General features: G+C 55.3%; 19 protein-coding genes and 1 riboswitch. Of the genes, 15 read left to right on the forward strand and 4 right to left on the reverse strand.

The window, feature by feature from the left end; translation table 11 throughout:
* Positions 1-25 precede the first annotated feature (25 nt).
* Positions 26-709, reverse strand: coding sequence for a flagellar basal body P-ring formation chaperone FlgA (flgA, locus tag AB5Y83_RS01475; protein WP_005334175.1), 684 nt, complete (start codon positions 707-709; stop codon positions 26-28).
* 144 nt (positions 710-853) lie between these two features.
* Between flgA and AB5Y83_RS01480 the strand changes: the two genes are divergently transcribed.
* From AB5Y83_RS01480 to mgtE, 14 genes are all read left to right on the forward strand, one after another.
* Positions 854-1,765 carry a chemotaxis protein CheV gene (locus AB5Y83_RS01480; RefSeq protein WP_005334174.1) on the forward strand — a complete coding sequence of 304 codons (912 nt, stop codon included), beginning with the start codon at positions 854-856 and terminating at the stop codon, positions 1,763-1,765.
* A gap of 17 nt (positions 1,766-1,782) precedes the next feature.
* Positions 1,783-2,607 (forward strand): protein-glutamate O-methyltransferase CheR, encoded by an 825-nt coding sequence (locus AB5Y83_RS01485; RefSeq protein WP_021231061.1) that lies wholly within the window; start codon positions 1,783-1,785, stop codon positions 2,605-2,607.
* A 295-nt stretch (positions 2,608-2,902) separates the two neighbouring features.
* On the forward strand, positions 2,903-3,301 hold the full coding sequence (flgB, locus tag AB5Y83_RS01490) for a flagellar basal body rod protein FlgB (protein WP_005334169.1): 399 nt from the start codon (positions 2,903-2,905) through the stop codon (positions 3,299-3,301).
* Positions 3,301-3,720, forward strand: coding sequence for a flagellar basal body rod protein FlgC (gene flgC / locus AB5Y83_RS01495; RefSeq protein ID WP_005350658.1), 420 nt, complete (start codon positions 3,301-3,303; stop codon positions 3,718-3,720). The genes flgB and flgC overlap by 1 nt, the downstream gene beginning before the upstream one ends.
* 15 nt (positions 3,721-3,735) lie before the next feature.
* On the forward strand, positions 3,736-4,476 hold the full coding sequence (locus AB5Y83_RS01500) for a flagellar hook assembly protein FlgD (RefSeq protein ID WP_021231060.1): 741 nt from the start codon (positions 3,736-3,738) through the stop codon (positions 4,474-4,476).
* A 10-nt stretch (positions 4,477-4,486) separates the two neighbouring features.
* Positions 4,487-5,824: a flagellar hook protein FlgE gene (gene flgE / locus AB5Y83_RS01505; RefSeq protein WP_021231059.1), complete on the forward strand. Its 1,338-nt coding sequence runs from the start codon at positions 4,487-4,489 to the stop codon at positions 5,822-5,824.
* Between the two features lie 141 nt (positions 5,825-5,965).
* The gene (gene flgF / locus AB5Y83_RS01510; RefSeq protein ID WP_005334159.1) at positions 5,966-6,712 is read left to right on the forward strand and encodes a flagellar basal-body rod protein FlgF; all 747 of its coding nucleotides are present in this window, start codon (positions 5,966-5,968) and stop codon (positions 6,710-6,712) included.
* A gap of 14 nt (positions 6,713-6,726) precedes the next feature.
* Positions 6,727-7,515, forward strand: a complete 789-nt coding sequence (flgG, locus tag AB5Y83_RS01515; RefSeq protein ID WP_005334158.1) for a flagellar basal-body rod protein FlgG — start codon at positions 6,727-6,729, stop codon at positions 7,513-7,515.
* Between the two features lie 14 nt (positions 7,516-7,529).
* Positions 7,530-8,201, forward strand: a complete 672-nt coding sequence (gene flgH / locus AB5Y83_RS01520; RefSeq protein WP_005350662.1) for a flagellar basal body L-ring protein FlgH — start codon at positions 7,530-7,532, stop codon at positions 8,199-8,201.
* 8 nt (positions 8,202-8,209) lie between these two features.
* Positions 8,210-9,307 carry a flagellar basal body P-ring protein FlgI gene (locus AB5Y83_RS01525; protein WP_005350664.1) on the forward strand — a complete coding sequence of 366 codons (1,098 nt, stop codon included), beginning with the start codon at positions 8,210-8,212 and terminating at the stop codon, positions 9,305-9,307.
* Positions 9,308-9,350: 43 nt separating this feature from the next.
* Positions 9,351-10,424, forward strand: coding sequence for a flagellar assembly peptidoglycan hydrolase FlgJ (gene flgJ, locus AB5Y83_RS01530; protein WP_021231057.1), 1,074 nt, complete (start codon positions 9,351-9,353; stop codon positions 10,422-10,424).
* A gap of 3 nt (positions 10,425-10,427) precedes the next feature.
* Positions 10,428-12,431: a flagellar basal body rod C-terminal domain-containing protein gene (locus AB5Y83_RS01535; RefSeq protein ID WP_368174575.1), complete on the forward strand. Its 2,004-nt coding sequence runs from the start codon at positions 10,428-10,430 to the stop codon at positions 12,429-12,431.
* A gap of 4 nt (positions 12,432-12,435) precedes the next feature.
* Positions 12,436-13,641: a flagellar hook-associated protein FlgL gene (flgL, locus tag AB5Y83_RS01540; RefSeq protein ID WP_021231055.1), complete on the forward strand. Its 1,206-nt coding sequence runs from the start codon at positions 12,436-12,438 to the stop codon at positions 13,639-13,641.
* 183 nt (positions 13,642-13,824) lie between these two features.
* Positions 13,825-13,994: riboswitch (M-box (ykoK) riboswitch) on the forward strand.
* 122 nt (positions 13,995-14,116) lie between these two features.
* Positions 14,117-15,460 carry a magnesium transporter gene (mgtE, locus tag AB5Y83_RS01545; protein WP_368174576.1) on the forward strand — a complete coding sequence of 448 codons (1,344 nt, stop codon included), beginning with the start codon at positions 14,117-14,119 and terminating at the stop codon, positions 15,458-15,460.
* Between the two features lie 60 nt (positions 15,461-15,520).
* Here the strand turns inward: mgtE and ppx are convergent, their stop codons facing one another.
* The 3 genes from ppx to AB5Y83_RS01560 all read right to left on the reverse strand — a co-directional run bounded on the left by ppx (position 15,521) and on the right by AB5Y83_RS01560 (position 19,660).
* On the reverse strand, positions 15,521-17,011 hold the full coding sequence (ppx, locus tag AB5Y83_RS01550) for an exopolyphosphatase (protein WP_368174577.1): 1,491 nt from the start codon (positions 17,009-17,011) through the stop codon (positions 15,521-15,523).
* Positions 17,001-19,070 carry a polyphosphate kinase 1 gene (ppk1, locus tag AB5Y83_RS01555; protein WP_005350671.1) on the reverse strand — a complete coding sequence of 690 codons (2,070 nt, stop codon included), beginning with the start codon at positions 19,068-19,070 and terminating at the stop codon, positions 17,001-17,003. Before ppk1 ends, ppx begins: the two co-directional genes overlap by 11 nt.
* Positions 19,071-19,144: 74 nt before the next feature.
* The gene (locus tag AB5Y83_RS01560; RefSeq protein ID WP_005334134.1) at positions 19,145-19,660 is read right to left on the reverse strand and encodes a glycine cleavage system protein R; all 516 of its coding nucleotides are present in this window, start codon (positions 19,658-19,660) and stop codon (positions 19,145-19,147) included.
* Between the two features lie 196 nt (positions 19,661-19,856).
* Between AB5Y83_RS01560 and AB5Y83_RS01565 the strand changes: the two genes are divergently transcribed.
* Entirely contained in the window at positions 19,857-20,735 is an 879-nt protein-coding gene (locus AB5Y83_RS01565) for a DUF2726 domain-containing protein (protein WP_368174578.1), read from the forward strand.
* Positions 20,736-20,899: the final 164 nt, after the last annotated feature.

Consider the following 20,899-nt stretch of genomic DNA (forward strand, 5'->3'; position numbering starts at 1 on the left):
GAAAAAAGTTGCCAAGGATCCGGATTTAAAAAGTGACCGATACGGCACCTACTGCACTGACTTTACCCTCAACGGTTTTGCCGGAGCGAATATTGACGAGTTTGATGATCTCTCCGAAGCTGCCATCTTGCAAGGCTCGGGCCATGGTTTTGATCTGGAAGTTGCTGTTTTCTGCCGTCAGGGTGACCTGATCCCCTTTGCACACTACACAAACCTGGCTCAAACGGATGGGTTGCCCCGGTTTTAGCTCCCGCTTGCTGCGTACTCCGACAAGAGGGGCTGTGTCAGTCAGGTAGTCGCCGCGGATCAGGGTCTGATCCTGATAGGCCAACACCAGCTGGCTTTCACTCAGCAGGTCCCCCTTGGCGATGGGGTTGGTCACAGTGACATAGGGTTTTTGAATGCTGACCCGCACCGGGAGATAGACGTCCCAGGGCCTCTCTTCCTCACATTTAAGGTAAACTGTTGTATTACGGCGAATTTCCATTTTTGCTGGTAAGCTGATAGTGAGCAGATCTTCGCAGCGGGTCAGTGGGAGCCGTTCATCCAGCGTGGCAGAGGTGACCTCGGCTCTGGCATCCAACGGAATATCCAGCTGGCTGTAAACGAACTCTTGTGCCTTTTCTTGCAGATAAGTAGTGACGTCCGAGGCGTAGCTGGAAGATATGCTGCCAAAAAAGAGGCTGATGAGTAAAAGTCGGTTAATCATTTTCGCTCGTTGGTCGATAAGTTGTTCACGCATATCACCATATTTAACTATGATTGCTTCAGAATCTGTTCGTTGTCACATCGATAGTCTGACGCAATCCATCACGCATGCATGATTAATGCCAAGCGTTTTTAGGGAGTGTTTATGGCCAGTATCCTGGACTCGGTCAACCAACGTACCCAGCTAGTGGGGCAAAACCGGCTGGAGTTGTTGTTGTTTCGTCTCAATGGACGTCAAAGATTTGGCATCAACGTATTCAAAGTGCGTGAAGTGTTGCAGTGTCCCCCCTTGACCGTGATGCCCAAACTGAACTCCTGCATCCGCGGGGTCGCACATATTCGGGGCCAGACGATCTCGGTCATCGACCTCAGCATGGCGGTTGGCAAACGCCCGATTGATGACCTGAGCAAATGCTTCATTATCATCTCCGAGTACAACCGCTCTATTCAGGGTTTTCTGGTGCATTCGGTCGAGCGCATCATCAACATGAACTGGGAATCCATCCTGCCTCCGCCCAAAGGTGCGGGTCGCATCAACTACATGACTGCCGTGACTGAAGTCGACGGCGAGTTGGTCGAAATTCTTGATGTTGAGCGGATATTGAACGAAATTTCGCCGGTTGCAACGGATGTTAGTGAGGAGTTGGTTCAGGCCAGTGTCGACCACCCGACTCTGGGGCGTCCTGTTCTTGTTGCGGATGACTCCTCAGTGGCACGCAAACAGGTACAACGTGCGCTTGAGGCCATCGGTGTCGAGTGTGTGTTGGCAAAAGATGGCCGCGAAGCATTGAACATGCTGCTGGAAATGACCAAAAATGGTCCTATCAAGGATCAGGTTGCGCTGGTTATTTCGGATATCGAAATGCCGGAAATGGATGGCTATACCTTCACTGCCGAGATCCGGAATAATCCCAATCTCAAGGATTTGCATGTTATTCTGCATACCTCGCTCAGTGGAGTATTCAACCAGGCAATGGTGCAGAAAGTTGGTGCGAACAATTTTATCGCCAAGTTCCAGCCTGATGAATTGGCCAAGGCCGTACAAAACGCACTCTAATAAAGAAGAACAGCTGCATGAAGACACTTTCGGACGACTTATACAAACAGTTCAGCAACTTTCTGGCGGTACAGAGCGGAATTGTGCTGGGGGATAACAAACAGTATCTGGTGAAGAGCCGTCTTTCACCTTTGATGGCTCAGTTTGGCATCGATAGTCTGTCTGATCTGGTTACCCGTGCAATGAGTGTGCGAGAGCGTGATCTGAAAATGGCCGTGGTGGATGCTATGACGACCAACGAGACCCTCTGGTTTCGTGATACTTATCCGTTTCAGCTTCTTACCGACAAGATTTTCCCCGAGTTGGGGAAAAGTGGCCGCCCCATCAAGATCTGGTCGGCTGCATCCTCGTCAGGTCAGGAACCCTATTCCATTGCCATGACGGCACTGGAGCAGCAGATGAAAAAGCCGGGGACCTTGCCTGGTGGCGTACAGATTGTCGGGACGGATATTTCGACGACCATGCTCAATCAGTGTAAGGAAGGCGTTTACGATAGCCTTGCTCTGGCGCGCGGTTTGTCACCGGAGCGCAAGAAGATGTTTTTTGAGCCTTACGGTGACAACAAGATGCGGGTTGCCGAGCGAGTCAGAAAATTGACCACCTTCCGGCCACTCAACTTGCTGGAGAGTTATAGTCTGCTCGGCAAGTTTGACATTATCTTTTGCCGTAACGTGCTCATCTATTTTGCGCCGGAAGTGAAGTCGAAGATCCTCAACCAGTTTGCTGCCAGTCTCAACCCCGGTGGATATCTGATGTTGGGCGCGTCGGAGTCACTGGCCGGGTTGACCGACCGGTTCGAGATGATCCGCTGTAATCCGGGGATTGTCTACAAGGTCAAATAGGCCTGATGGCCTTGATATTCGGGGTCTGCCGAATATTGCCAGTTCATGCAAAGAGGGAAGCTACGAGCTTCCCTCTTTCTTAATCTACAGCTCAGTCTTTCTATTTACCTACCATATCTCGCCACTGCAAAAGTGGTTGCAACCTTAAGGTGGCCAAATGATGCCGTCTGACTCAAGGCTCGAGATGCTCCTGCCGTTTTCGGTCTGCAATGTGCTCATACCCAAACCATCGAACTGAGTGATTTGCTTATGGCACACCTCTTGCAAACAAAATAAACCAAGCAGGAGGTGTGCTATGGCTCTTTCATTTGACAAGGCATTCGGTGTGCATCAACACACCATAAGCGTTCGCGCCAAGCGTGCTGAGGTGCTTTCCAGCAATATTGCCAACGCAGATACCCCGGGCTTCAAAGCCAGGGATATCAATTTTGCTCAGGCATTGCAGGAGGCCCAGTCGCATCAGGGTTTTGGTTTGGCAACGACCAGCGAAAAGCACTTTGCCTTGAATATGGACGCCCCGGGTACCGTGCAATATCGCAACCCGCTGCAACCGGATACAGGTGACGGCAATACAGTCGATGTGCAGCAGGAGCGCAGCGAATTTCTGCGCAATAGCCTCGAGTATCAAACCTCCCTTGAATTTATGAATAGCAAGATCAGTGGCCTGCTCAAGGCACTGAAAGGAGAGCAGTGATGAGTTTGTTCAAGGTCTTTGACATAGCAGGCTCGGCTATGAGTGCACAGTCAGTGCGCCTCAACACAGTTGCCAGCAACATGGCCAACGCGGACAGCGTCAGCTCCAGTGTGGAAAATACTTACCACGCCAGGCGGCCAGTCTTTGCCGCCCAGCTCGATCAGGCGATGTCTGACAAGCAGGGCTCGGTCGGGGTTGAGGTGAAGGGGATTGTTGAGAGCAAGGCGCCACTGCTCAAGGAGTACAACCCCAACCACCCGATGGCGGATAAAGACGGTTTTATCTTCAAGCCAAACGTCAACATGGTTGAAGAGATGGCCGACATGATCAACGCCTCGCGCAGCTACCAGACCAACGTACAGGTTGCAGATTCGGCCAAAAAGATGCTGCAGCAGACGCTCCAGCTTGGCAAATCCTGATAGGAGGGATGCAGCATGGTCGATACAACCAATAACGTGAACGGCATCAGCCGTACCACGACCCAGACGACAGGCAGCACAACGGCGCCGAAGAAAGAGCTGGATCAGGCTTCGTTTATGAAGCTGCTAACAATGCAATTGTCGTATCAAGACCCCTTCAAGCCGGTCGACAATGCCCAGATGCTCTCACAGATGGCCTCCATGTCTACGTCGGAGGGGATCAGTAGTCTGTCTACCCAGATGGGGAAACTCAATGACCAGATGATTTCTAGTCAAGCCCTGCAAGCATCCTCTTTGGTAGGTCAAAATGTGCTACTGCCAAGCAATATAAGCTATTTAGACAAAGAGGGGCCACTATCAGCAGTTGTAGCGGTTGGTACTACTAATAAATATGCGAATATCAAAATCACTATCGAAGACGAAAAAGGACAAGTTATCAAAGAGTTTCCTCTGGAAGGAGAGCAAAAAGGTAACGTTGAAGTTGCTTGGGATGGTACAGACAAGGCTGGTAACCGAGTTTCTGCAGGCAAGTATGTCGTCAAAGCTAGCGGTACTCTTGATGGCAAGTCGGAAAATATTGCTTCATACGCTTATGCCAAAGTGGATAGCGTTGCCTTGGGCAATGCAACTAACCCAACTCGCCTCAACTTGAGAGGGCTGGGGAGCGAATATCTGAACAATATTCTGCAAATTTCAGGCACCAATTCAAATCCGACGGTTACACCGTCAAAAACCACGTCGACAGCATCGATCTAAGGAGCTGGATATGTCATTTAACAATGCCTTGAGCGGTGTCAACGCGGCACAAAAAGACTTGAACGTCACCGCCAACAACATTGCCAACGTTAACACCATGGGCTTTAAAGAGTCCCGTGCCGAGTTTGCGGATGTCTACGCCAACTCCATCTTTGTCAATGCCAAGACTCAGGTCGGTAACGGTGTGGCGACCGGTGCGGTTGCCCAGCAGTTCCACCAGGGGGCGCTGCAATTTACCAATAACGCGCTGGACTTGGCGATTCAGGGGAATGGATTCTTTGTGACTTCCGATGGCCTGACCAACCTGGATCGCACCTATACCCGTGCCGGCGCCTTTAAGCTCAATGAAAACAGCTATATGGTCAACAATCAGGGCCATTACCTGCAAGGCTATGAAATTAATCCTGATGGTACGCCCAAGGCAGTCAGTATTAATGCAACCAAGCCTATTCAAATACCTGATAGGGCTGGTGAGCCTAAAATGACTTCATTGGTGGAGGCAAGTTTTAACTTGAGTATCGATAGTAAAACAAAGCCTACTTTGCCCGCTAATTTTGATCGCACTAACTCGTCAACATATGCTCATTCAACATCAGTAACTATTTATGATTCGCTTGGTGCTCCCCATACAATCACCAAATATTTTGTCCGCCATGAAGATCCGGCCAATGCGGGGCAGCCTCTGAACCCGGGAACTTGGAGTATGTTCATGTATGAAGGGGACAAGCCTATAAATATTAATGGTGGTACTGCGAGTCCAGGAGCAGGTATTCCCACTGGTCTGCAGATGACATTTACTCCTTCGGGTAAGCTGGATACAACAATACCGGTTGCGCCTATCAAGACTGTTGCGTTGGGCAATGGCGCTGGTGGTGCAGGGATTATCAACAATGGTGCAGATCCGACCCAGACGTTGGAAATTCGTCTTGGGACTGTTACCCAATACAACTCACCTTTTGAAGTCAACAAATTGACTCAGGATGGTGCGACAGTGGGCCGTCTAACAAAGGTTGAAATTACGCCGGACGGTGTTGTTTCTGCCACGTACAGTAATGCTACGACGTTAAAAGTGGCTATGGTTGCGCTGGCCAAGTTTGCGAACTCGCAAGGATTGACTCAGGTTGGTGACACATCTTGGCGGCAGTCCCTGCTCTCAGGGGATGCATTGCCTGGTACTCCTAATTCAGGTACGTTTGGTAGCATAAAATCTTCAGCGCTGGAGCAGTCCAACGTGGATTTGACATCCGAGCTGGTGGACCTGATCACTGCCCAGCGTAACTTCCAAGCCAACTCCCGTTCTCTGGAGGTCAACAGTTCGCTGCAGCAGACCATCCTGCAGATCCGTTAATCGCGCAATAAATGATAATGAGAGGGGGCTTGGCCCCCGCTCTGTTTCTGTCGCATTCCCATCCTTATCCCCCCATATTTCTGCTGTTGGCACTCTAATTGCATTTCTCCTGTCAGAGTCATCTGTTTGACGGAGAATTCCATGGATCACCTGCTTTATATCGCCATGTCCGGTGCCAAAGAGACCATGAACAGCTTGGCTGTTCGCGGCAACAACCTCGCCAATGCCAATACCACCGGCTTCAAGTCCGATTTCGAGCAGGCCAGAAGCATGCAGGCGTTCGGTGAGGGCTTGCCAAGCCGGGTGTTTGCCATGGCTGAGCGCCCGGGTCAGAACCTGCAGCATGGCATGTTGATGACCACCGGACGGGATCTGGACGTGGCGGTGGATGGTCCGGGCTGGATTGCCGTGCAGGATCCCAAGGGCGGTGAGGCCTATACCCGCATGGGGAATTTGCAGGTCAATGCGACCGGCAACTTGCAGACCTCGACCGGACTGAATGTGGTGGATGACGGTGGTCAGCCCATCGTATTGCCTATGCCGATGGAGAAACTCGAGATCAATCGGGATGGCACCATCAGCGGTCGGCCGGAGGGGGCTGCCGCCAACTTGCCGGAAGATTTTCAGCGGATCAAGTTGGTCAATCCGGCCGCCGATGCGGTGGAGAAAGGGCAAGATGGTCTGTTTCGCCGCAAGGATGGCCAGAATGAACCCGCCTCTGCCAATGTCGGCCTGATTGCCGGCTCCCTTGAGGGGAGCAACGTCAATGTGGTGGATGAGATGACCAACCTGATCCGGCTGCAACGCCAGTTCGAAACCCAGGTCAAAATCATGAAGACGGCCGAAGAGAATGATGAAGCTCAAACCCAACTGCTGCGAATCAGCTAATCAAGGAGTTACCTATGAATCCCGCACTCTGGATCAGCAAGACCGGGTTGGATGCACAGCAGACCAATATTTCGGTCACCTCGAACAACCTGGCGAACGCCAGCACCGTGGGCTTTAAAAAGTCACGGGCCATCTTTGAAGATCTGCTTTATCAAAACATCAATCAGCCCGGTGGCCGCTCCTCTGCCGATACCGAGCTTCCTTCCGGCCTGATGTTGGGGGCGGGTGCCAAGGTGGTGGCGACCCAGAAAAACCACAGCCAGGGCAACGTGCAAACCACCGACAACTCGCTCGATTTGATGATCAGTGGTCGTGGCTACTTTGAAATTCAGCTGCCGGATGGCAGTGCGGCCTATACCCGTAACGGTCAGTTCACCCTCAACGATGAAGGGACCATAGTGACCCCGGGTAATGGCTACCCGCTGCAACCGGAAATCCAGATCCCGGAAAACGCCCAGAGCGTTACGGTGGGTGAAGATGGCCAGGTCTCGGTGCAGCTCAAGGGCGATGGCGCTTCTCAGGTCGTCGGTCAGATCAACATCTCCGACTTCGTTAATGCCAGCGGCTTGCAGCCGATGGGGGAGAACATGTTTGTCGAGACCCAATCCAGCGGCGCTGCTGCGCAGGGGACTGCCGGTGCCGATGGCTTGGGGGTGATCAAGCAGGGGATGCTGGAGACTTCCAACGTCAACGTGACCGAAGAGCTGGTGAACCTCATTCAGGCTCAGCGGGTTTACGAGATGAACTCCAAGGTGCTCTCCGCCGTGGACGGCATGATGTCCTTCCTGATCCAGCGTACCTAATTAGGAGGTGCATGATGAAAGCCGTATGGATGCTGGGATTGTTGGTGCTGGGAGGGTGTAGCAGCACTCCCAATACGCCCAAGCCTGATGATCCCGAGTTTTCCCCCGTCTACGGGGAGTCGGAGCCGGTGTCGGTGCGACCGACAGGGGCGATTTTCCAGCCGGATCAGGTCAATGGCATCTATTCGGATATCAAGGCACACAAGGTAGGCGACATCATTACCATCGAGTTGTCGGAGTCGACCTCCGCCTCGAAAAAGGCCAATACCCAGAGTGGCAAGAATAACAAGTTCAATCTGGACCCGGTCAAGTTGGGTGGCGTGCCCGTGACCGCCAGCCCCTATGATCTCTCAGCCTCCATTGCTCAAGACAGCGCGTTCAAGGGCCAGGCCAAGGCGGATCAGAGCAACAGCCTGCAGGGCAATATTTCGGTCAGCGTGGCCAAGGTACTGCCCAACGGCAATCTGGTGGTGCGCGGCGAGAAGTGGATCATGCTTAATAATGGCAATGAATATATCCGGATCACCGGCCTTATTCGCCCGGAGGACGTGACGTCTGATAACAGCGTTTCGTCCCAGAAAGTGGCCAATGCCCGCATTTACTACGGTGGTACCGGCGATCTGGCCAATAGCCAGGAGCAAGGGTGGCTTACCAGCTTTTTCAATGGTCCCTGGTGGCCGCTCTAGGAGATGTTATGAAGTCACTCCGTCTTGTCACACTGCTCTGCTGTCTGCTGCCCTTGGGCGTGGCCAATGCGGCTCGGATCAAGGACATCAGCTCGGTTGAAGGGGTGCGTAACAACCAGCTGATTGGTTACGGTCTGGTGGTGGGGTTGCCCGGCACTGGCGAGAAGAACAACGCCTTCACCGAGCAGACCTTCCGTACCATGCTCAACAACTTTGGCATCAAGGTGCCGGACAACATCAAGCCCAAGATCAAGGATGTGGCGCCGGTGGCGATCCATGCCGACCTGCCCCCCTTCTCCAAGCCGGGCCAGACCATCGACGTGACGGTCTCTGCCATCGGCGAGGCCAAGAGCCTGCGGGGCGGCACTCTGCTGCAGAGTTTCCTGAAAGGGCTCGATGGGCGGGTTTATGCGGTCGCGCAGGGCAGTCTGGTGGTCGGTGGTCTGGGGGCCGAGGGGGCTGATGGTTCCAAGGTAGTGATCAATACCCCGACCGTCGGACGGATTGCCAACGGTGCGACCGTGGAGCGGGAGGTGCCCAACTCCTTCAGTCAGGGTGACACTATCACCTTCAACCTTAACCGCCCCGACTTTACTACGGCGCGCCGTCTGGCCGATGTGGTCAACGATCTGGTGGGGCCCAATACAGCTCAGGCGCTCGATGCTACCTCGGTCAAGGTCTATGCCCCGCGGGATCCGGGTCAGCGGGTCTCCTATCTCGCCACCATCGAGAATCTGGAGGTGGATCCGGCCAACGAGGCGGCCAAGATCATCGTTAACTCCCGCACCGGCACCATAGTGATCGGCAGTCAGGTCAAGCTCAAACCGGCGGCCATCAGCCATGGCGGGTTGACGGTGACCATCGCCGAAAACCAGCAGGTCTCCCAGCCCAACCCGTTGGCGGGAGGAGAGACGACGGTGACCAACAACTCGACCATCAATGTCCAGCAGGAGCCGGGGCGGATGTTCAAGTTTGATACCGGTGCGACCCTGGACGATCTGGTCCGGGCGGTCAATCAGGTCGGGGTCGCCCCCGGTGATTTGATGGCCATCCTTGAGGCGCTGCAGCAGGCAGGCGCCATCGAGGGGCAACTGGTCATATTGTAACAAGCGGCAAGTGGTTGCCACGGGTGGCAATGAGGTAAGCAAAATGGCGGAGTTTGACAGCAACAGCGGCATGAATCTCGGGATGGTACAGGATATCAAGAACCTGGACCGTCTGCGCCAGATGAGCCAAAGCAAAGAGGGGCAGGCCGAAGCGCTCAAAAGTGCGTCACGCCAGTTCGAGTCAATCTTTACCCAGATGCTGTTTCAGAGCATGCGTCAGGCCAACGGGGTGTTGACTCAGGACAACCCGATGAACAGCAGCTATACCCAGTTCTATGAAGGGATGCTGGATGAGCAGCGGGTTGCCGACATGTCCAGCAAGGGGGGGCTGGGATTGGCGGACATGGTGGCTAAACAGCTCTCTCCCGAGACCTTTACCCATCAGGATGGACGGGTGCTCAAGATGCCGCAGCGCACCGAACGGACCTACAAACCCTATCAGCCACCCACGGCCGCTGCCGATGATTTGATCGCGGCATCAAAAGTTGGCAAAGATTTTGCTGAAAAAGAGATGACCGAGGGGGTCAAGGAGAGCCACGCACTCACTATGCCCCGTCGACCGCACCGCAGCATTCCGCCCATGGGACGCATGACCAGCGAAGAGGGCAGTGCCACCGGTAGTGGGGGCAAAGAGTTCGATACGCCGGAAGAGTTCGTCAATCGCCTGATGCCGCTGGCCAAGAAAGCGGCCGACAAGCTGGGGTTAAGCCCGGCGGTACTGGTCGCCCAGGCGGCACTGGAGAGCGGTTGGGGCAAGCGGGTGATCAAGGATGGCGAGGGGCAGGTGACCCATAACCTGTTTGGTATCAAGGCCGATCCGCGCTGGGAAGGGCCAAAGGCTGTGGTCAGTACGCTCGAGTATGAGCAAGGCGTCGCCTCCCGCCAGAAAGCGGCATTTCGCTCCTATGAGTCGTTTGAAGAGAGCTTCAACGACTATGTGGACTTCCTCACTTCCGGCTCTCGCTACAAGGGCGCCCTGGCGAAGGTGGATAGTCCTGATCGCTACTTTGAGGCGCTGCAACAGGCGGGTTATGCCACCGACCCGCACTACGCCAGAAAATTGAAACAGGTATTGCGCAGTGATGCCATTGCCCAATACAACGAGATGGAGCTGTAACGTATGGCAAGCGACCTGCTTGGGATTGGTTCATCGGGCGTGCTGGCACAGCAACGCCTGCTGCAGACCACCAGTAACAACATAGTGAACGTCAATAGCCAGGGCTATGTGCGTGAGCGTACGCTGGTGTATACCAATACCATCGGTCTGGGGACCGGTGACCTCAAGACCGAGCGGGTGATCAACGACTATATGCAGGGGGAGGTGCGCCGTGATACCTCTGCCTATCATGCCTCCCTGACCCATTATGAACAGCTGGCTGGCGTTGACAGCTTGCTTGGGGATACCAGCAACAGCGTGGGGGCGGCCATCACCTCCTACTTCAAGTCATTTCACTCAGCCAATGAATCGCCTGCCGAGATCGGTGGGCGCAAGGTGGTGATGACGGAGTTGAGTGGCATGGTCAACCGTTTTCATACCCTCTCGGCGCAGCTCGACAAGCAGAGCGATACCCTCAACACCCGTATCGAAGATGAAACCAAGCAGGTCAACAGCCTGCTCACCAGTATCAATGATCTTAATCAGGCCATCATCCGCACCCAGGGGTCACCCGAAGAGAACCTGATGCTGTTTGATCAGCGGGATGAGGCGATCCGCCAGCTGTCGGAGAAGATGGATATTCGCACCGTAGCTCAACCCAACGGCAGCATGCTGGTCAATATGAGCACTGGCCATTCGTTGATCCTCGATGGGGGCGTCGCCCAGTTCAAGGTGATTGCAGGAGATCCTGACTCCCGGGATCAGGAGCTGCAGCTGACCCTGGGGGCGAACAAGGCAACCATCGATCACGATACGTTTGGTGGTGCCATGGGGGGGCTGTTCAAGGCGCGTACCGACCTTGAGCCGACCAAGCGCGAACTGGGGCAGCTGGCCGTGGCGATGGCGGATGCGATGAACCAGCAGAACCGCCTCGGGATGGATCTGGATAACGAGATTGGCGGCGATATTTTCACCCTGCCTGCCAGCAAGGGCTTACCCTACGGCAATAACACGGGGACGGTCGGGGCGAATGTCAGCTTCGTGCCGGGCAAGGGGACATCAGTGACCCCGTTTGATTACGAAGTGCAATTTAGCAGTGCCACTGGTTATGAGGTGTTTTCGCTGGACAAGTCTGGCAATCGTACCTTGATCACTGCGGGGGCTACCCCACCAACAACCTTTGAGCTGACCGGGCACGGGATCTCGATCGATCTCACCGGCACGCCGGCTGCGGGTGACAAACTGTTGCTGCAACCAACCAAAAGTGCGGCCGCCGGTCTGGGTCAGCTGATCACCCGACCGGAAGATTTGGCCCTGGCCTCTCCGCTTAAAGCGGAAAAGACCACCAATAATGGCGGCGGGGCTGATATCAAACTGGGTGGCGTATTCAATACAGGTGCGGGGTCAGGTTTTGGTACCAATAGTCTGAGCCCGACAGCGCCTCAGGTCGTCAAGATTGACGCCAACGGTAACTATCAGGTGTTTCAAGCCGATGGCACTACCCTGATTGGCACTGCCCCTGCGAGCAGCAAGGGGCAAAACCTGATGTCGGCTATCGTTAACCCTTTCCCCGCCGGAGCTGCAGTCTATGCCAACCCGAAACAGGCGCCCGGCTACGAGTTCAGCATCACCGGAACGGTGGATGCCGGTGACAGCTTCAAGCTCAGTTACAACAGCAATGGCTTTGCCGATAACAGCAATGGCCTGGTTCTGGCTGAGCTGCAAAACAAGGATCTGGTGCGCAAGAGCACCAATGGTGGGACGACCAACGACAAGATGACCTTCAATCAGGCCTATTCCGGGTTGGTGATGGAAGTGGGTAACAATACCAGCCAGGCAAAAACGCTGCTCAAGGCCAATGAGTCCAAGCTTATCCAGAGCACCGGCATCTTTGAAAGCGTGTCTGGGGTCAATCTGGAGGAGGAGGCGGCCAATCTGATCCGCTTCCAGCAATCCTATGCGGCATCGGCGCAAATCGTCAGCACGGCCAAAACCATTTTCGATACACTGCTCTCTTCCGTGAGGTAACGTCATGCGCATCACCACCAACATGATCTACGACCGGAATATCTATTCCCTCAACAGTGCCAACGAGCGGTTGAATACTGCCTACCAACAGCTGCAAACCGGTAATAAATTTCAGACTGCCGGCGAAGATCCCGCGGGGATGAGCCAGAAGATGGCACTGACCAAGGAGATCGACCTGTTCAAGCAGTACAGTGTCAATGGTAGCTTGTTGGAAAACAGCCTGGGGCATGAAGAGACAGTATTGGATTCTCTTAATACGGCAATGCTCAGTGCCCAGACCCTGATCCAGAAATCAAATAACGGCTCTATCAGTGACGATGATCGCAAGGCCATCGCCAGCGAGCTGGAAGGGTTGCAACAGCAGATTTTCGACCTGATGAATAGCAAAAACTCATCGGGTGAATTTATATTTGGCGGCAATCAGAGCAAGACCCAGCCATATATCAAAGATGTCAACGGAAAATATATTTATCAGGGTGACCCTGGTCAGCGAAATATTCAGGTCTCACCCACAGTACAAATTGCTGCCAATGATTCCGGGCAAGATCTGTTTGAAATTGTGGCGACCAGAAGAACTGCCAGTGCAACCACAGCAAATATCAAGGTTGGGATAGGCGATCAGGGTAACTTTGATAATTTCTATAAGTCCAATTATAACTCGGCACTGCCCAGCAACACCTATACCGTATCAACCACCATAGGCCCGCCAGATACCTATGATATCAAAGATGCTGGTGGCAATACGTTGCAAACGGGTAACTACACTGCTGGTACCAAGATCCCTTTCAATGGGTTGGAATTGACCGTCAGCTCGTCTGCGGGCAGTTCTGAGCAGTTTGCTCTCAATCCACCGAAGAATGACAACATATTGAATGGTATGTCGGATTTTATTACGGCTCTGCGAGATCCGGCTATTTCTGCCGAGGCCTTCGAGCAGAAAATAGCCGATGCCACCGTTCATATGAAAAATGCCCGCCTGAATATCGATCATGGGTTGGGTGAGTTGGGCGGCCGGATGAACAGCCTGGAACAGGCTATGGGCTCCAATGAGGGATTGAGTACCCTCAACGCCGAGGCGAGAGCCAAGGTGTCGGAAGCGGATCTCTATGAAGTGATTTCCGCGCTGTCAAAAGAGGATGCGGCATTGAGTGCCTCGCAACTCTCTTTCAGTAAAATAAGCCGTCTGACGTTATTTGACTATATTCGCTAATTAAAGAAGGGCCCCTTTGGGGCCTTTGCTTTTGTCCAGACTATGAAAATTGGTTCCGTGTCATCTCCTGCCAATTGTAACAAGCTGTTGCCGTTGCCAATTTAATGGTGGTTGCGGGGTTGACCTCCCTGCGGGATTGGATAATCATGCCGCCCGCACAACAGAGGGTTGTGCGAATTATTTGCAGCATCTCGTTAGGCGAGGCTCCTGTATAAACACAGGCCACTGATCTCACGACGTCCAGAGACGCCCAAGATCAGGACAGTTTTCATCGGATTAAGGTGTAAACCCAAGTGGCTTCCGGCATGCCGGATACGTTATACAGTGCTAAAGCTGGTACGTGGGGATGATGACACGCCGAACGGCGTCATTTCCTGCCTATTACTCGTCAATCAAATTGCTGTTTTCTTGTCGTTGCATCCGGCTATTTCCGGAGGCATTCAGGCTCGCCTGAAATCACATGAGGATATCTGTGATGAAGAAAACACATACCATTCTTAACCGTCACCAACTGCTCGATCTGGCCGCCCTGCAGGGTTGGCTGGAACATAATCTGGATCCGGTTCAGCGCGCCGATCAACTGTTGACCCTGCGTCCGGAAGAGCTCAACTGCATCTTTGACACCCTGCCAATTCCGCAAGGGGCCGAACTGCTTGGCTCGCTCTCGGCCGAGAGTGCCGGGCGCCTGTTGCAGCGGCTCCATGGCAGCATCGTCAGCGTGTTGCAGGAGGCCATTCCCCGTCGCGAGATGGTCGCCATCCTGCGCAAACTGGGTCGTCAGGATCGCACCATGTTGCTGGCTCGCTTCCCGACCCAGGCGCAGACCATGTATTACTCCCTGCTGGATTGGCCCACCGAGTCGGTGGGGGCCAACATGCGCCACGAATATCTGGCTGTGCGGGAGGAGGACACGGTCGGTCACGCCAAACAGCTGATCCACGATGCCTGGGACAATGCCCAGCTGTTTCGCCATATCTATGTGGTCAACGGGGATGGTCGTCTGCAAGGGAGCCTCTCCCTCAAGACCTTGCTGATCGCCGACCCGCTGGCCAGTGTCGCGACCCTGATGGATCGGGAGACGGTGCGGATCAACGCCCGTGCGGATCAGGAGTTGGCAGCGCGCCTGCTCATCGACCGCGATCTCTCGGTCCTGCCGGTCGAGGATCAGGGGCGACTGGTCGGTATTTTCCACGTCGATGATGCGGCGGATATTCTGGAGCTCGAATCCACCGAAGATGCCGAGATGCAGGGGGGATCATCACCGCTCGATACCCCTTACTTGCAGGCGACGCCCTGGCAGCTGTGGCGCAAACGGGTGGGCTGGCTGCTTATCCTGTTTGTGGCGGAAGCCTACACCGGCACAGTGCTGCGGGCATTTGAGGAGCAGCTGGAAGCGGCTATCGCGCTGGCCTTCTTCATTCCGCTCCTGATCGGTACTGGTGGTAACAGCGGCACCCAGATCACCACCACCATAGTACGAGCCATGGCGGTCGGGGAGGTGAGTTTGCGCAATCTCGGCACAGTGCTGAAAAAGGAGCTCTCCACCGGTCTGCTCATTTCGGGTGCCATTGCCATGGCGGCCTGGGTACGGGCATGGAGTCTTGGCGTCGGTCCCCAGATTGGCATGGTGGTTACCTTTACCATCATCGCTATCGTGCTCTGGAGTGCCACGGTCGCGTCCATTATTCCCATGGTGCTGCGCCGTTTTCGCATCGATCCGGCGGTGGTCTCTGCGCCATTCATCGCGACGCTGGTGGATGGTACCGGCCTTATCATCTACTTCGAGATGGCCAAGTGGTTGTTGCCCGAGTTGCAGTAACGGGTAGATTGATATGAAAAAGGCAGCCATTGGGCTGCCTTTTGTATTTATCTTTCCGGTTTAGCCGAGCTGGAACAACAGTGGCCAGCCCTGCTCCTGACAGTAGCGGTGCTCCTTCTCCAGATTCTGCATCAGGAGACGGTTCTCCTCGCACCAGTCGATCGGCAGGGTCACGACCAGCTGATCCCCTTGTACCGCGACTTTCCACTCGGGCAGCAGGTTGTCCTGCCGCTTGTGGTGAGCGGCGACTGCGAGGCGCAGGATGCGGATGCAGCGCAGCACCGTCTGCATGTCGTGGTTGGGCAGGGGAGGCAGCTCGGAGAGCTTGAGCCCCTTGCGCTGAAAGCGTACCAGCGCGGCCAGCAGTGCCTGATCGTCCTGGTTGAAGCCGGGCAGGTCGGTGTGTTGCAGGATATAGGCGGAGTGGCGATGGATGCCGCTGTAGTTGATGGCAAGGCCAATTTCGTGCAGCCGCGCCGCCCAGCCGAGGATAGCGCGATAGGGCTCTACTTCCATCTGCCAGGGCTCTTGCAAGGCATCAAACAGGGTCAGCACGCTCTGCTCCACCCGGGCGGCTTGTTTGCGGTCCATCCGGTAGTGGGTACCGAGCGCCTGTGCGGTACGCTCGCGAATATCGTGGTGCTGCAAGCGCTCCTCGAACTCATACAGCAATCCTTCGCGCAGAGCACCGTCGGAGTAGTCGAGCCGCTCGATGGGCAGCGAGGTAAACAGGCCGAGCAGGATGGCGACCGCAGCGGCAAACACCTCCTGACGCTCCTCGGTAAGCCCTGTCAGCTTGAGGTTATCGACTCGCTTGCGCTCAATCATCAGCGCCTTGAGCCGCTCCAGCCCCTCCAGCGTAATACTGCCATCGGTCAGCCCCTCACCTTGCAGCACGTCGCGCACGGTGCGGATCGAACCTGAGCTGCCAAGACAGCTCTGCCAGCCCAGCTTGCGGTACTGGTTGACGATGGGGGCGAGCTGGTGCTGCGCCTCCAGCACGGCATTGGTGAAGTGCTTGTCGCTCAGCTTGCCGCTGGCAAAGAAGCTCTGGGTAAAGCTGACGCAGCCCATCTTGCGACTGGTAAGGGCCTTGTGTTCAAACCCTTCACCGATGATGAGTTCGGTGCTGCCGCCGCCGATATCGATGACCAGTACCTGGCCCTCTATATGCTGGGTATGGGCGACCCCCTGATAGATGAGCCGTGCTTCTTCCTGCCCGCTGATGATCTCGATGGGGTGGTTGAGCACCTTGGCTGCTTCACCTACAAATTCGCGGGCGTTGCTGGCGCGGCGCAGGGTATAGGTACCTGCGATGCGGATCTGATCCGGCTTGATATTGGTGAGGCGCTCGGCAAACAGCGACAGGCAGGCGAGGCCGCGTTCCATCGCCTCCGGGCTCATCCGCTTCTGCTCATCCATCCCTTCCGCCAGCCGTACTCGCTCCTTGATGCGATCGACGATGCGAAAACGCCCTTCGCTCAGATGGGCGATCACCATATGAAAACTGTTGGAGCCGAGATCCACGGCGGCATAGAGACTATTGTCCATTGTTTGACTCGATACGTTTGAGATAGTCGTAAATCGCCACCTGAGAGCGGATCTTGCGGCGGTTGCCCCGCTTCACATATTCGTTCTGCTGGTCGGCATCAATGACCCGCGCCTTGCAGGTATCACTCAGTTGTAGTTCGAGAATGTCCATGATGCGCTGCTTGAGGCGCTCATCATAAATGGGGGTGCCCACCTCAATACGGCCGTCGATATTGCGGCTCATCCAGTCGGCGCTGGAGATATAGAGCTGGGGGTTGCCCTTGTTGTGGAACACCATCACCCGCGGGTGCTCGAGGAAGCGGTCGATGATGCTGATCACCTTGATGTTGTCACTGAGGCCCGGTACGCCCGGACGCAGGGCGCACATGCCACGGATGATCATCTGGATCGGCACCCCGGCCTGCCCGGCGGCATAGAGGCGGTTGATGAGATCCTTGTCCACCAGATTGTTGATCTTGAGGATGATGCCGCTCGGCTGGCCCGCCTTGGCGTTGGAGAGCTCGTTGTCGATGAGGCGATAGAGCTGACGGCGGCTGTTGATGGGGGAGACCAGCAGGTGATTGAATTTGTAACGCTTATAGGGGTACTCGATGTATTCAAACACCCCTTCCACTTCGGCGGTGATATCCGGATTGCGGGTGAGCAGCGAGAAGTCGGTGTAGATCTTGGCGGTCTTCTCGTTGAAGTTGCCAGTACCGATATGGGCATAGCGCACCGCCTCGCCATTTTCGTGGCGGGTGATGAGGCAGAGCTTGGAGTGGATCTTGAGGCTCGGCACCCCGAACACCACCTTGACCCCGGCATCGGTAAGGATGTTGGCCCAGTCGATGTTGGCCGCTTCGTCGAAACGGGCGCGCAGCTCGACCACCACGGTCACCTTCTTGCCGTTGTTGGCGGCATCGATGAGGGAGTGGATGATGCGCGACTTCTTGGCCACCCGATAAATGTTGATGCGAATGGCGCTGACCGCAGGATCGAACGCCGCCTGGCGCACCAGCTCGGTGAAGTGGTGGAACTTGTGGTACGGGTAGTAGAGCAGGATATCCTGCTTGGTAATTGCATCGAAGGCGTTGACGAAGCCGTCAAAATCGCGGCAATCCAGGGCCGGCAGCTTGGGGTTTTCCAGATAGTCACGACCCACGTTGGGGAAGCCGATGAAATCCTTGAAGTTATGGTAACGCCCACCCGGCATGATGGCGTCGTAGGAGCTGATCTGCAGCTTGAGCTTGAGGAAGCTAATCATGGCAGCGGGCATCTCCCGCTCGTAGACGAAGCGCACCGGCATGGCGGTGAGGCGCTGCTTCAAGCCGTCACTCATCTTGTCCACCAGGCTCAAGTCCAGCTGGTCGGAGAGATCATATTCGGCATCCCGGGTCAGCTTCACCGCATAGGCGGCAATCTCGTCGTAGTCGAAGAAGCCTTTGAAGATCTCGTCGAGGCAGAAGCGGATGACGTTATCCAGAATGATGATTTGCTTCTTGCGGCGGGTCCCTTCCGGCGGCAGCTGGAAGAAGCGGGGCAGGTCATCGGTCGGCACTTCGACCAAGGCGTACTGGATCACCTGACCGTTCTTCTTCATCTCGATGGCCAGATAGGTGTACTCATCCTTGAGGAATTTGACCGGATTGACCTCTTTGTTGAGCAGGATCGGGATGATGTGACGCAGCACCTTCTCCTTGAAGAAGACCCGCAGCCACTTCTGAATGGCATCGGAGAGCTGGTTCTCGTTGACCAGGAAGATGTTGTGGCGAGCGAGCGCAATCAACAGCTCCTTGTAGGTGTTGTCGAACGCTTCACCGAGCGCCATCACTTTTTGCTGGATGGCGCGCAGCAGCACTTTCGCTTCATCGTCGCCACCATGTACTTCATTGATGAGGATGCGACGCTTGACGTCCGATACCCGTACCTTGAAGAACTCATCCTGGTTGGAGGAGAAGATCCCCAGAAAACGAACCCGCTCGATGAGGGGCACCGTCTTGTCCATTGCCTCTTGCAACACCCGTTCATTGAATGAGAGCCAGCTCAGCTCTTTCTCTTCATACTGCTTGTCGGTGCTCATCTTGTGCCTCTGTTTCAGGTCGCGTCTGCGCGGCAGTTATGGCGTTAATATATGACAAATAAATGACAGTGTTGTTACTGCTCGCTGAACGCTTCGTCGATGTCGACCACCAGATCGTCGGAGAGGGATTCCAGCGCGGTGATCAGCGTATCCATCGCGAGCCCGTCGGGCAGGGCAACCAGCGCATGGGCATAGAAGAGCGGGGCGCCGGAGTGGGGAGCCGGTTCACAGCCGGTGGTGAGATCGGCCACGTTGATCTCGAGCTGGCGCAGGATGCTGGCTACTTCATGGACGATGCCGGGGCGGTCGTTGCCGGTCACTGTCATCATGACTTGATGAGCTGGCTCGGCGGTAGGTGTCCCTTCGGCAAAGCTGATGGTCAGATCCGGTAGCAGGGCCAGTGCTTCGCACAGGCTGCGATAGTGCTCATCGGGGACAGAGACATGGAGGATACCGGCAAATTGGCCCGCCAGTTCGCTCATGGCGCTGCCCAGCCAGTTGCCCTGCTCGCGGCTGATGACTGCTGCCAGACTCTCGACGATCCCGGGTTTGTCTGCACCGATCACGGTGACCACCAATTGTTTTTGCATCCTGCTCTCCTTGAAATGGGATTTCTTGCTCTATCCCTATTGTGCCTGCTGGGGCTGGTCATATGAACCCCCGCCTGCTGACAAATAGATAAAAAGACGGGACTTTTCACTTTCTATACACGGGTCTGCTGCCTTGCTCCGTGGCGGCTGTGGTAAAGTGATTCCCCTTTCGTGTCGTGAACTGGATCGTGCTCTCATGAATACCCTTGTCCTATCGGGATTGTTGTTGCTGGCGCTGCTTGTGCTGGCGATCTTCTGGAGCAGAGGCAGACAGCAAAAGCGCCTGCCCTATGATATGCAGGAGACCCTGTTCAGTCCCGCTGAGCGATCGTTCCTTGGGGTGCTGGATCTGGCGGTGGGTGACAAGGCCCGGGTCTTTGCCAAGGTGCGGGTGGCCGATGTGCTGACGCCGCAGGCCGGGATCGGCAAAAGCAAATGGCAGCAGTACTTCAACAAGATCAGTGCCAAGCATTTCGACTATCTGCTTTGCCACCCCGCGGATCTCTCCTTTATCTGCGCCATCGAACTCGATGACAGCTCCCACCGTCACCAGAAGCGCAAGGCGCGGGATCTCTTTCTGAAAACCGCCTGCGACAGCGCCGGTCTGCCGTTGCTGAAGATCCCGGCAAGTGCCAGCTATCTGGTGGAAGAGCTGCGCGAACAGATCCTGCCGCTGCTGGTCAAAACCAGCGAACCATTGATCGACGATTTGCCGCACGGGGCGCGCCGCGAGCCGACGTTCAACCCTCTGTTGCTGGACGGCGTGGATGTCGGTGCCGGGATGCGTGGTCGCACTGCCCATGCCGAGGCGATCTCGCCTGCGTCGCTCCACGAGCCCGCCATCCAGCCCAAGGGGGTGATGGAGGCGCCACAGAGTGAGGGTGAGCTGATCGATAGCTTGTTCGCCGATGTGGAAGATGATGAAGTGCACGAGGTACACCACTGCCCTCGTTGTGATGCGCCGCTGGTGGAGCGGGAGGCGAAAAAAGGCCCCCACGCCGGTCGACTCTTTCTGGCTTGCAGCCGTTTCCCCGAGTGTCGTTACGCGGCGCCGCACCACCATAATCGCCACTGAATATGCTTCACCGTGTCCCATGCTGCCCTCTGACGAGGGCGGTTTTCTTTCCGCTTTTGGCGGCGTTTGTCAACGGCGCCAATGCAGAAAATTCCTCGGCAAAATTTATCTAATCTCCCGTTTCTGTCGATACACTTAGCCTGAATACGACAATTTTTGACAAT

It is taken from the genome of Aeromonas sp. R5-4, from assembly GCF_040908215.1.
Taxonomy (GTDB): Bacteria; Pseudomonadota; Gammaproteobacteria; order Enterobacterales; family Aeromonadaceae; genus Aeromonas; species Aeromonas veronii.

What these genes read in the sequence shown, in the direction of transcription:
- flgA (WP_005334175.1), bottom strand. Translation starts at nt 709, where the DNA reads ATGATTAACCGACTTTTACTCATCAGCCTCTTTTTTGGCAGCATATCT.
- AB5Y83_RS01480 (WP_005334174.1), top strand. Translation starts at nt 854, where the DNA reads ATGGCCAGTATCCTGGACTCGGTCAACCAACGTACCCAGCTAGTGGGG.
- AB5Y83_RS01485 (WP_021231061.1), top strand. Translation starts at nt 1,783, where the DNA reads ATGAAGACACTTTCGGACGACTTATACAAACAGTTCAGCAACTTTCTG.
- flgB (WP_005334169.1), top strand. Translation starts at nt 2,903, where the DNA reads ATGGCTCTTTCATTTGACAAGGCATTCGGTGTGCATCAACACACCATA.
- flgC (WP_005350658.1), top strand. Translation starts at nt 3,301, where the DNA reads ATGAGTTTGTTCAAGGTCTTTGACATAGCAGGCTCGGCTATGAGTGCA.
- AB5Y83_RS01500 (WP_021231060.1), top strand. Translation starts at nt 3,736, where the DNA reads ATGGTCGATACAACCAATAACGTGAACGGCATCAGCCGTACCACGACC.
- flgE (WP_021231059.1), top strand. Translation starts at nt 4,487, where the DNA reads ATGTCATTTAACAATGCCTTGAGCGGTGTCAACGCGGCACAAAAAGAC.
- flgF (WP_005334159.1), top strand. Translation starts at nt 5,966, where the DNA reads ATGGATCACCTGCTTTATATCGCCATGTCCGGTGCCAAAGAGACCATG.
- flgG (WP_005334158.1), top strand. Translation starts at nt 6,727, where the DNA reads ATGAATCCCGCACTCTGGATCAGCAAGACCGGGTTGGATGCACAGCAG.
- flgH (WP_005350662.1), top strand. Translation starts at nt 7,530, where the DNA reads ATGAAAGCCGTATGGATGCTGGGATTGTTGGTGCTGGGAGGGTGTAGC.
- AB5Y83_RS01525 (WP_005350664.1), top strand. Translation starts at nt 8,210, where the DNA reads ATGAAGTCACTCCGTCTTGTCACACTGCTCTGCTGTCTGCTGCCCTTG.
- flgJ (WP_021231057.1), top strand. Translation starts at nt 9,351, where the DNA reads ATGGCGGAGTTTGACAGCAACAGCGGCATGAATCTCGGGATGGTACAG.
- AB5Y83_RS01535 (WP_368174575.1), top strand. Translation starts at nt 10,428, where the DNA reads ATGGCAAGCGACCTGCTTGGGATTGGTTCATCGGGCGTGCTGGCACAG.
- flgL (WP_021231055.1), top strand. Translation starts at nt 12,436, where the DNA reads ATGCGCATCACCACCAACATGATCTACGACCGGAATATCTATTCCCTC.
- mgtE (WP_368174576.1), top strand. Translation starts at nt 14,117, where the DNA reads ATGAAGAAAACACATACCATTCTTAACCGTCACCAACTGCTCGATCTG.
- ppx (WP_368174577.1), bottom strand. Translation starts at nt 17,011, where the DNA reads ATGGACAATAGTCTCTATGCCGCCGTGGATCTCGGCTCCAACAGTTTT.
- ppk1 (WP_005350671.1), bottom strand. Translation starts at nt 19,070, where the DNA reads ATGAGCACCGACAAGCAGTATGAAGAGAAAGAGCTGAGCTGGCTCTCA.
- AB5Y83_RS01560 (WP_005334134.1), bottom strand. Translation starts at nt 19,660, where the DNA reads ATGCAAAAACAATTGGTGGTCACCGTGATCGGTGCAGACAAACCCGGG.
- AB5Y83_RS01565 (WP_368174578.1), top strand. Translation starts at nt 19,857, where the DNA reads ATGAATACCCTTGTCCTATCGGGATTGTTGTTGCTGGCGCTGCTTGTG.